This is a genomic window from bacterium, assembly GCA_021372515.1.
Taxonomy (GTDB): Bacteria; Gemmatimonadota; Glassbacteria; order GWA2-58-10; family GWA2-58-10; genus JAJFUG01.
Map to the genome: position 1 here is coordinate 1 of JAJFUG010000084.1, position 10,060 is coordinate 10,060.

The following is a 10,060-nucleotide window of genomic DNA, read 5'->3' on the forward strand; positions in this document are numbered from 1 at the left end:
CTACAACCTTCCGCTGCCGGACGGCTCCACGGGTAACGACGAGGCCTCGATGCCCATGCTCGAGCGCATGTCGATCACCTACGACTGGATCGCCGCCGAGCTGGACAGCCTGGAACGTGAAAAAGTCCTGGCCTGCCTGCGGCGGCGCGGCGACCAGATGATGGAATACTACAACGGTGTGCATTTCATCTCCGGGCCCTGGTCGAACCACGCGGTGCGGGCGATCCCGTTCCTCGGGTTCGACGCCGTGGCCTGCCTGGGAGAGGTGGACAGCGCCAGGCTCTGGCTCGACTATGTCCTGCGCTGCTACCTGACCACTTTCCCCACCTGGGGCTCGGATGACGGGGGCTGGGCCCAGGGACTCAGCTACTGGTCGGCCTATGTGGGCTGGCACACCAATTTCCTGGACGGCCTGCGCGGGGCCACCGGGATCGACCTCTACCGCAAGCCGTTCTTCCGCCGGAATGGATATTTCGCGGTCTGGTGCCATCCGCCCTACGCCCGGCGCGGCGGTTTCGGTGATGGAGGGGAGGGCGCACCCAACGCTCCGGAAAAGCTGATGCTGCTGAAATACGCCGGCGCGATGCACGACCCGGTCCTGCTCTGGCAGAGCGAGCATATCGCGGTCCCGACAGGGATCGAGTCCAAGCTGCAGGTCAAGGCCGATGACCCCGGCTGGCTGGAATGGTTCGTGGAGGACGTTTTCGGTTTCCTCACCCCCAGGCCGGAGGGACTGGAAGAGAAAGCCCCCACGGACCTGCCGCAGTCCAAATGGTTCAAGGATATCGGCTGGGTGGCCATGCACTCGGCCCTGGGAGACTCGTCGCGGGATGTCTGGGCCCTGTTCAAGTCCAGCCGCTACGGCAGTTTCAGCCACAGCCACGCCGACCAGAACAGTTTCCAGTTCAACGCCTACGGCGAGCCGCTGCTCATAGACTCGGGCTACTATCCCTGGTACGGCAGCCCGCACCACAACCTCTGGACCCGCCAGACCCGCGCCCACAACGCCGTGCTGGTCAACGGCCGCGGCCAGGCGGTCTACTCGATGCAGGCTGCCGGGACAATCGAGTCCTTTCACGACCAGGGCGGCCTGGTCGTGGCCAGCGGCGAGGCGGCCAAGGCCTACAACACTCCGCTGGAACAGGAGATCGTAAAGCAGTGGCGCGAGCTTCTGAGCGAGCCTGTGCCCGCGGACAGCCCGAAAGTGCTGACCGCGCGGCGCACTCTGGCTTTCCGCGGACAGGGCGCCGCGCGCCCCTGGCTGGCCGTGCTGGATTACCTGGAGACGGGCGTCCCGGCCAGGTTCCAATACCTGCTGCACGCCCTCGGTCCGTTCCGGATCGACTCGACCGGCGGCGCACTGATCGTGCGTCAGGGCGAGTCGGCCTGCCTGGTGCGGCTTATCTGCAGCACAGAGATACAGCTCGGCCAGAGCGACAGTTTCACGGTCGCCCCGGAGGAGCGCTACGAGGGTGCGGCCAACCAGTGGCATTTCAAGGCCGAGACGCGGGAGCCGGCCGCAGCGGTCAGGTTCCTGGCCCTCATCGTCCCGTTCCGCCAGGGTGAGGAAACCCCGCAACTGACGCCGGTGGAGGAAGAGAACTGGAAAGGGTTCGAGCTGGACGGGGAGAGGGTGCTGGCCTGGTGGGGCGAGGGCGAGACCGGGCAGCCGGCCAGCAAGATCGCGCCCAAACGCCTGAAAATAGACTGGGTTGACGGGGCGCAGAAAAGAAGTGAACTGTTCTGAGATTAAAAATGATGCGCGAGGAAGAATGCAGGGGCACGCTGCAGCGTGCCCAGAAAACATTAATTATTCTCAAGGACGACATGTAAGAACAGGGGCGGGTTTGAAACCCGCCCCTGCATTATTTTTAGCTGATTTCTTTCGATTCTCGGCCTGAGCAGGCTCAGTTGCCCGTTTTCTTCGCCATCTCGATCACGGTCTCGAACACGTCGCCCTGGTTGTCACTGGTCAGCACGAGCAGCGGCGTGCCGGGCTGCACCTCCCGGGCCCCCACCGGCCAGTCCACTCCCACCGCCTGCGGCACGATCTGGACCGGCTCCCCCTGAACCGCCGAGCCGTCCGTGCTGAACTGCTGCATCATCACGTGATTGATCGTAAAGCCCTGGGCCGGCTGCCCGATCACCGTGTAGAACACCACCGGCCGACCGTAGACCCAGGCCGCCACCGGGTGGACCGGCTCGGACTCTTTCTGCATCAGCGCGAACGGCACCTTGTGCACCTGGCCCGAGCGGTCCAGGGTCATCAGTCCCAGCACCGGCTTGCCGTTCTCCAGCGAGGAGTTGCGGGTGGCGATCAGAAGGCGCGGCGCCTGGGCCCCCGCGGCCGCGGGCGGGCGGCAGAAACCGGGGTTGTCCTGAGGGTCCTTGTTGCCGTGGATCACCACCTCGGGAGCGCTCCAGACCGAGTCCGGCTGCCCGGCGACATGGGTCCTGCGGTAAAAACACTGGTCCTTCTCATCCGTCCAGTACACGTCCACCGCCCCGCCCTCGCCCTCCACCGTGGCGCAGACATCATCCGGCGAGACCGCCTCGTCCAGCTTCACCGGCTTGCCGATCGGCCAGCGCAGGTCGGACAGCGCCTTGCGCGCCACCACCTGGCGCACGCCCGAGCTGTCCACCGGGTAGCTGATCCAGAACGACCCGTCCGACTGCCTGGCCAGGGTGACTGTCTCCACCGGGTTGTGCTCGTTCCAGACCAGCGGGATCGATACCGGCTCGTAGCGGCTGTCCACATCGCTCCAGCGCATCAGGATCATCGCCAGGGTGCTGTCCTCCACCAGGGCGGCCACCAGTTCGTTGCCCTCAGCCCAGATGTCGGCCCGGCCGGGAAGGAGCTGCAGGGTCAGGTCCAGGTGCTCCTCCGGCATCCACTGCTCCTCGCCGGTGCGGCGCCACATGCGCCCGCCCGAGTCGCCGTGGGGCAGCCAGGCCCACCACCAGCCCTTGGCGAACCAGATTTTGTTCTGCGGCTTGCCGCTCGTCGGGTCGGCGTTGTGGCTGTTCAGCACCAGAGAGGCGCCCTCCAGCAGTCCGGCGGACAAGGTCAGGACAAACAACACACTCAGGACAAGGGCTCTGGCTGCGGTTTTATTCATTTATCCACCCGTGGTTGTGTATGTTGAAGCATCTGGGATGTCCGCGCGCTCTGGCCGCACCCCGGACAAGGCCAAAACAGGTTGTCCGTTCTGTGGATTGACACCCCCGGGGGGCCTGAATTAGATTGCAGGGCGCATCCTTAAGCGCCGCACGCCCGGGCAGCGGTGAGATTAATTTAATACACCGATTTCAGGCGACGGTTCGCGGACGTTACAATAATACACAGGAAAGTGTTTCTTTGACAAGTTTCTCGGAACTGCTCCACCTGTTTTTTCCACCCTGAAAGGAGAACTGGATGAAAACAACCCGCCTGGCGGGCGCCGCGGTCCTGCTGCTGCTTTCCTGCTCGATGGCCTTTGGTGCGGAAATCACCCGCCGGAACATCCGCTACGTCGATTACCCCGATTTCCCGGAGGCGCACTCCACCTGGGGCTCCATCGGGTACAGCTCGCACTACGACCGGGTCTATGTGGGTGTGACCAACCACCGCGATAAAGTGGGACTGTTCGAATACGATGTCCCGAGACAGAAAATGCGCCTGGTCGGGTTCCTGCCCAGCCTGGTCAACCTGCGCTCCTGGCAGTGGCAGGGCAAGGTCCATTCCCAGCTGGTGGAGGGCCCGGACGGCTGCATGTATTTCAGCACGGACGGCGGAGAAAGCCGCGAGGAGTTCCTGATGAACCACCCGCACGGCTACAGCGGCGGGTTTTTCTTCCAGTACGACCCGGCCGAGGACCGTCTGACCAACCTCGGGCGCGGCCTCCAGTACGAAAGCATCAAGGACATCCAGGTCGGCTCGCGCAGCGGCAAGATCCTGGGCATCTCCTACCCCCAGGTCCACCTGCTGCTCTACGACTGGAAAAAGAATGACCTCCAGGACCTGGGACGCGTGGGCAGCGACCATGTCCCCCGCGTGCTGTTCAGCGACTGGTTCGGCAACATGTACTATGTCGACTGGCGCCAGCGCCTGATAAAGTACGAGGACCACAGCGGCAAGCTGCTGTTCTGCAGTGACTCGCTGCCCGCGTTCGACGGCACTCCGGGGGCGCGGATTATCACCGGCATCACCGCCTACGCCACGGACCGCGAAAAGGGCGTGATCTACCTGGTCACCTACGGCTCGATGCTGATCGCCTACTATCCCCAGCGCTCCGGGTTCGGCAAGATGGAAGCCCTGGGAAGCGTTTTCGACGAGCCCGGCCGCGAGCCCTGGAATTACTACTGCCCGAACCTGGCCCTGGGCGGCAACGGCAAGCTGTACTATTTCATCGGCGGCCACGGCAGCTACGTGGGCGGCAAGCCGCAGAACGTGCTGATGGAATTCGACCCGGCCACCCGCACCAAGCGCGAGGTGCTCAGCTTCCCCCTCAGTGAGGTCAACGAGGTCACCGGGGCGGATGTGCGCGACCGCGACGGCAACATCTATTTCTGCGGCCGCAAGAGCGACCCGCGGGCCGAGCAAATGGGTGAGTCCGGCGCCAGCCGCCCGTTCATGATCGTGTTCAACCCGGAAAAAGATATCAACCCGCAGGGGAACTGAAAGCATGTTACGCCCGCTGTCCATTCTTTTCGTCCTGGCCCTGGTCTCCGCCCTGAACGCGGCCGAAATCAGCCGCCGGAACATCCGTTTCGTCGAGTATCCGGGCTTCCCGGAGGCGCACTCGACCTGGCGCTCGATCGGCTACAGCAGCCGCTGCAACCGGGTCTTCGTGGCCGTGACCAACCACCGCGACCGGGTCTGCCTGTACGAGTGGGACATCGCCGACCAGAGCATGCGCTGCCTGGGCTCTCTGGACAGCCTGGCCCACCTTCGCCCCTGGCAGTGGCAGGCCAAGGTGCACAGCCAGTTGCTGGAGGGGGCGGACGGCTGCATGTATTTCGCCACGGACGGCGGTGAGAGCCGCGAGGAGTTCCTGATGGAACATCCCGACGGTTACGGCGGCGGGATGTTCCTCAAGTGGGACCCGGCCCGCTCCCGGCTCACCACGCTGGGCGGCCTGGGAGAGGGCCTGCGTTTCGAAAGCATCAAGGACATCGCCCTCGACCCGGCCGGCGGCCTGATCTACGCGGTCAGCTATCCGCAGGCCCATTTCCTGGTCTTCGATCCGGAGGCCAACGACCTGCGCGACCTGGGGCGGCTGGGCAGCGAGCACGTGCCACGCTGCGTGTTCCAGGATTGGTGGGGCAACGCCTACTATGTCGACTGGCGCCAGCGCCTGGTCAAGTACGAACGCCAGACCGGCCGCCTGCTGTTCGACCAGGACAGCCTGCCCGCTTTCCCCGGCACCCCGGCCGCGGACCAGATCACCGGTGTGCCGACCTACGCCACCGACCGCTCGCGCGGCCTGATCTATCTGATCACCTACGGCAACATGGTGCTCTCGTTCCAGCCCCAGCGCCGTGGTATCGGACCGGCGCGGGCCCTCGGCCCCACCCTCGACCGTCCCAAGCTGCCCCCGCCGGGCTACAGCCCCAACCTGGCCCTGGCGGACAACGGCAGGCTGTACTATTTCGTGGGCGGCCACGGCCGCTACGCGGTCCGCGACACCACGCTGCTCGTGGAGTTCGACCCTGTCACCCGTAATAAACGCGTGGTCCTGCGCTTCCCTGTCACCGAGATCAGCGAGGTCACCGGCTGCGATGTAAAGGACAGCCGGGGGAACCTCTATTTCGCCGGCCGGCGCTACAGCCGCGAGGCGGAGGATGTCGGGGAGTCCGGGGCCAGCCGACCTTTCATGATAATTTTCAATCCGCAGAGGGAGGTAGTTAGATGAAGAAAATCTTCCGTGGTCTGAGCGCGGCAGCCCTGGCCCTGGCCGCGGCCGCGGCTCCGCTGGCCGCCCAGTACACATTTTTCAAGCCCAAAGGCTCCTTCGCGGTGGAGGTCTCGCTGGAGAACGCCGGCGGCGGGCGGCTGCGGCTGCCGATCTACCGCAACGCCATCACCTCGCTCATCGCCCAGGGCGACTACGCCATCGGCGGGACCAGCGCCAAGGAGGGGCTCAGCCCGTTCCTGTTCGCGGTCTCGCTCAGGAGCCGCAACCTGGAGTCCGTCCTGGACCTGTCGCAGGTGCTGCCCGGCCAGCGCGCCATTGTCAGCGGGTTCTGCCGCGGCGCCGCGGGGGCGCTCTACGCCGGCACCCTGGCCGATGCGCCGGACGGCAGCGGCCATCTGCTCAAGATCACTTTCACAGGCGGAAAGTTCAAGGTCCAGGACCTCGGCGCCCCGGCGCCGGGCGAGGGCGTGTTCTCCCTGACAATTGACCTGGCCAAAGGACGGCTCTACGGGATAAGTTTCCCCTCGGGCAAGTTCTTCATCTACGAGATCCCCACCACCCGCGCCCGCGTGCTGGAGGAAACCCAGCTCAGCCGCCGCGACCAGGCCTACTACCACCACGAGTACTCGCTGGAGACCGAGGACGTGCTCAGCCGCGCCCTGGCCGTGGACCGCAAGGGACGGGTCTACGGCAGCCGGCCGGTCAACCGGCTGTTCCGCTACGACCCCGCCACGGACAAGTTCGATGACCTGGGCGAGTTGCCCGAGGTCTGGGGACGCAAGGCCCTGGGACGGGTGGATGCCTGGGCCGTGGCCCCGGATGGCGTCCTGTTCGGCGGCAATGCCGGGGACGGCCAGTTGTTCAAGGTCGATCCGGCCACGGGTAAGGTGGTCAACCTGGGCAAGCCTGTCATGATGCCCCGAATCAAGGGACTGGCTTTCGCCGCGGATGGTAAGCTCTACGGGGTGGCCGGCTCCGCGCCGGGCTATGCCCACCTGTTCTCCTACGACCCGAAAAGCGGTAATTTCGAGGACATGGGCAACCCGGATTTCCCGCTGATCGTGCCCGAGATAGCCGGCGAGCTGGCCTGGCGCGGCTACCAGTTCGCCACGGTGGCTGTCACCGAGGACGGGAGCCGGGTCCTGCTGGGCGAGGAGGAAAGCCAGAGCCAGTTGATGGTCTTCCCGGTTAAGTGAAAACACACGGCTGAAACGCAATCCCAAGGGGCCGCCCAATTATTTTGGAGCGGCCCCTTTATTTTACCCGGTTTTACTCCAATATTTAACTTACCGGCATCCATTCTCCCCGGACCGGGAGGTTTAGGCGCCTCTCGTCGTCGAAAAGTGGACACCCTTTTTCCAGGGGACCGTTCTATGGATTTGTCTTTCGATGAGTACCACACTCTGGTCGAACAGGCCCCGTTCCTGATCTGGCGCTGCGGCACGGATGCCAAGTGCGACTATTTCAATCGGCGCTGGCTGGATTTCACCGGACGCAGCCTGGAACAGGAGCTGGGCGACGGCTGGGCCGAGGGGGTCCACGCCGAGGATTTCCAACGCTGCGTGGATATTTTCCTGGCCAGTTTCGCCGCCCGCCAGCCGTTCCAGATGGAGTACCGCCTGCGCCGTCATGACGGCCAGTACCGCTGGATTTCGGATTGCGGAACGCCGTTCTTCGGCCCGGGCCACTCTTTCGCCGGGTATATCGGAAGCTGTGTCGATATCAACGAGCGCGTGCTGGCCCAGGAAGAACTTAAAAAGATTCATGACGCCGAGATATCCACCCTCAAGAGACTTCTTCCCATTTGCGCCGGCTGCAAGAAAATCCGCAACGACCAGGGTTTCTGGGAGCAGGTCGAGGACTATTTCAGCCGCTGCTCCGACACGCTGTTCACCCACGGCCTCTGCCCGGACTGCATGCGGAAACTGTACCCCAATTACACCTCTCAGACAGGCGAAAAGCACACCAAAGCCGGACAGCAGTGACAGCGCCGTCCGGGCCCGGCTGAAGCTCCTCCTCCGCGGGCCGTGTGGCGTCCTTGCCCCGGTTCGGGGTCCATGCTATAATTTCACTGTGCTTGCCTGAATTCCCCCGCCGGGACAACCTCGGAGACTGGGTTGAACTGTATGCCGATCCGGGCCTGTCTGCTCGCCGCCGCCGCTGTCCTGCTGTTGCAGGCCGCCGGCTGCCGTCGCACCCCCGCTTTCAATGTCCTGCTCCTCACACTCGACACCACCTGCCGCGACCATCTGGGCTGCTACGGCGACAGCACCGCACGCACCCCCACACTTGATAGCCTGGCCGCCGATGGTGTGCGGTTCGAACGCTGCTGGAGCGTGGCCCCGGTCACCCTGACCGCTCACGCCAGTATCATGACCGGCCTGTATCCGCCCACCCATGGCGTGCGGGACAATGGCCTCTACCGTCTGGGCGACTCCCTGCCCACCCTGGCCGAGGCATTGGGCCGGGCCGGGTACAGTCCGGCGGCGGTGGTGGCGGCCTACGTGCTGGCCTCGCGTTTCGGGCTGGCCCGCGGGTTCACCCGCTATGACGAGCGGTTCGGCGCACCCTCCGGACGCGCCGCCGGGTTCATCGTGGAGCGCAACGCCGAGGCGGTGAGCGACGCCGCCCTGGAGTACCTGGAATCCCTGGGCAAGGATGAGCCTTTCGCCCTCTGGCTGCACTATTACGATCCCCACGCCCCGTACGTTCCGCCCGCGCCCTTTGACTCGCTGTTCCGGGAGGCTCCCTATGACGGCGAGGTGGCGTTCATGGACAGCCGCATCGGCCGGGTGATCGGCTGGCTCAAGCGGACCGGCCGTTACGACAACACTCTTATCCTGGCCGTGGCCGACCACGGCGAGGCCCTGGGCAGTCACGGCGAGCCGACCCACGGCATTTTTCTATACAACCCGACCCTGCGCGTACCGCTGATCGTCAAGCTCCCGCACGGCGAGGCCGCCGGACGGGTGGTGGAGGCGGATGTGAGCCAGGTGGATATCCTGCCCACCCTGCTCGACTACCTGGGCCAGCCCCTGCCGCCCGGGCTTCCCGGCCGCAGCCTCCTGCCCCAGGCCCGGGGCACGGAGGCTGCCACGCAGCGCACGTTCTATTTCGAGACCTGCCTGACCGAGAACTCGTTCGGCTGGAGCCCCCTATACGGCTGCGTGCACGGCAGCGAAAAGTACATCCTGGCCCCGGAGCCGGAGCTGTACGACCTGGCCGCCGACCCGGAGGAGGTGCACAACGTGGCCGCGGTCGACAGCGCCGCCCTGCGCGCGGCCGCGGTGCGTTTCACCCGCCTGGAGCGGGACATTCAGCCGCAGGGCGCGCCGCCCTCTAACGGCCTGGCCCTGGATGCCGAGAACGCCCAGCGCCTGCGCGCCCTGGGCTACATCGCGGGCAGCCTTCCCGGCGTCTCCCGCGACCGGGCCGCCCGACCAGACCCCAAGACCATGCTGCGCAACCTGGGCAGTTTCCTGGCCGGGGTGATGCAGGAGGCGGAGGGCGACTACAGCGCGGCCCTGGAATCTTTCGGCCGGGCCCTGGAGCATGACCCCGGCAACGCTTTCGCCCATCTATACCGCGGGTTCATTTTCTGGCGTCAGGAGCGTTTCCCCGATGCGCAGGCCGAACTGCGCGCCGCGGTGGAGGCCAACCCGCAGTGCGAGGGCAACTACCTTCTGGGCCTGCTCGACCTGCGCCTGGACTCGCTGGAGTCGGCCGGGCGTTTTCTCGCCCGTGCCCTGGAGGCCAATCCCTCCCACGCCCGGGCCGCGTTCCTCCTGGCCGAGGTCCAGTTGCGGCTCGGCCGGCCGGACAGCGCCCTGGCCCTGCTGCGCACCGCCCGCAGTCTGGCCCCGCAGGACAAGGAGATCTTGAACGACCTGGGAAAGCTCCTTCTTGACAACGGTGACCCGAGCGGCGCGGCCGGCTGTTTCGAGGCCGCCCTGGAGGTGGATTCGCTCTACCCGCTGGCCCTGTTCAACCTGGGGATCGCCGCCTGGTGCCTGGATGATCTCCCCCGGGCCGAGGCCTGCCTGGAGCGGGTGGCCGCGCGGTTCAGCCGGGATGAGAAAGTGCAGAACAACCTGGGGGTGGTGCTGTTCTCGGCTGGAAAAACCGCCCGCGCCGAGGCGGCCTACCGCGCGGCCCTGGCCGCG

Annotated in this window: 7 protein-coding genes; 6 read left to right on the plus strand and 1 reads right to left on the minus strand. The window is 65.6% G+C overall.

What is annotated here, in order from left to right; translation table 11 throughout:
- A partial coding sequence (locus LLH00_08745) for a heparinase II/III family protein (GenBank protein ID MCE5271360.1) occupies positions 1-1,747 on the plus strand: 1,747 nt, incomplete at its 5' end.
- Between the two features lie 160 nt (positions 1,748-1,907).
- Here the strand turns inward: LLH00_08745 and LLH00_08750 are convergent.
- A complete protein-coding gene (locus LLH00_08750) occupies positions 1,908-3,119 on the minus strand; it encodes a hypothetical protein (GenBank protein ID MCE5271361.1) in 1,212 nt (403 codons plus the stop codon).
- A gap of 296 nt (positions 3,120-3,415) precedes the next feature.
- On the opposite strand from LLH00_08750, the gene LLH00_08755 reads away from it, so the two are divergent.
- The 5 genes from LLH00_08755 to LLH00_08775 all read left to right on the plus strand — a co-directional run.
- Positions 3,416-4,660, plus strand: coding sequence for a hypothetical protein (locus LLH00_08755; GenBank protein MCE5271362.1), 1,245 nt, complete (start codon positions 3,416-3,418; stop codon positions 4,658-4,660).
- A 4-nt stretch (positions 4,661-4,664) separates the two neighbouring features.
- Positions 4,665-5,894 (plus strand): hypothetical protein, encoded by a 1,230-nt coding sequence (locus LLH00_08760; protein MCE5271363.1) that lies wholly within the window; start codon positions 4,665-4,667, stop codon positions 5,892-5,894.
- Positions 5,891-7,093 (plus strand): hypothetical protein, encoded by a 1,203-nt coding sequence (locus tag LLH00_08765; protein MCE5271364.1) that lies wholly within the window; start codon positions 5,891-5,893, stop codon positions 7,091-7,093. The genes LLH00_08760 and LLH00_08765 overlap by 4 nt, the downstream gene beginning before the upstream one ends.
- Before the next feature lie 177 nt (positions 7,094-7,270).
- Positions 7,271-7,882: a PAS domain-containing protein gene (locus LLH00_08770; protein ID MCE5271365.1), complete on the plus strand. Its 612-nt coding sequence runs from the start codon at positions 7,271-7,273 to the stop codon at positions 7,880-7,882.
- A gap of 141 nt (positions 7,883-8,023) precedes the next feature.
- Positions 8,024-10,060, plus strand: a 2,037-nt coding sequence (locus tag LLH00_08775; protein ID MCE5271366.1) for a sulfatase-like hydrolase/transferase, incomplete at its 3' end; no start/stop codon positions are given.

What these genes read in the sequence shown, in the direction of transcription:
- LLH00_08750 (MCE5271361.1), bottom strand. Translation starts at nt 3,119, where the DNA reads ATGAATAAAACCGCAGCCAGAGCCCTTGTCCTGAGTGTGTTGTTTGTC.
- LLH00_08755 (MCE5271362.1), top strand. Translation starts at nt 3,416, where the DNA reads ATGAAAACAACCCGCCTGGCGGGCGCCGCGGTCCTGCTGCTGCTTTCC.
- LLH00_08760 (MCE5271363.1), top strand. Translation starts at nt 4,665, where the DNA reads ATGTTACGCCCGCTGTCCATTCTTTTCGTCCTGGCCCTGGTCTCCGCC.
- LLH00_08765 (MCE5271364.1), top strand. Translation starts at nt 5,891, where the DNA reads ATGAAGAAAATCTTCCGTGGTCTGAGCGCGGCAGCCCTGGCCCTGGCC.
- LLH00_08770 (MCE5271365.1), top strand. Translation starts at nt 7,271, where the DNA reads ATGGATTTGTCTTTCGATGAGTACCACACTCTGGTCGAACAGGCCCCG.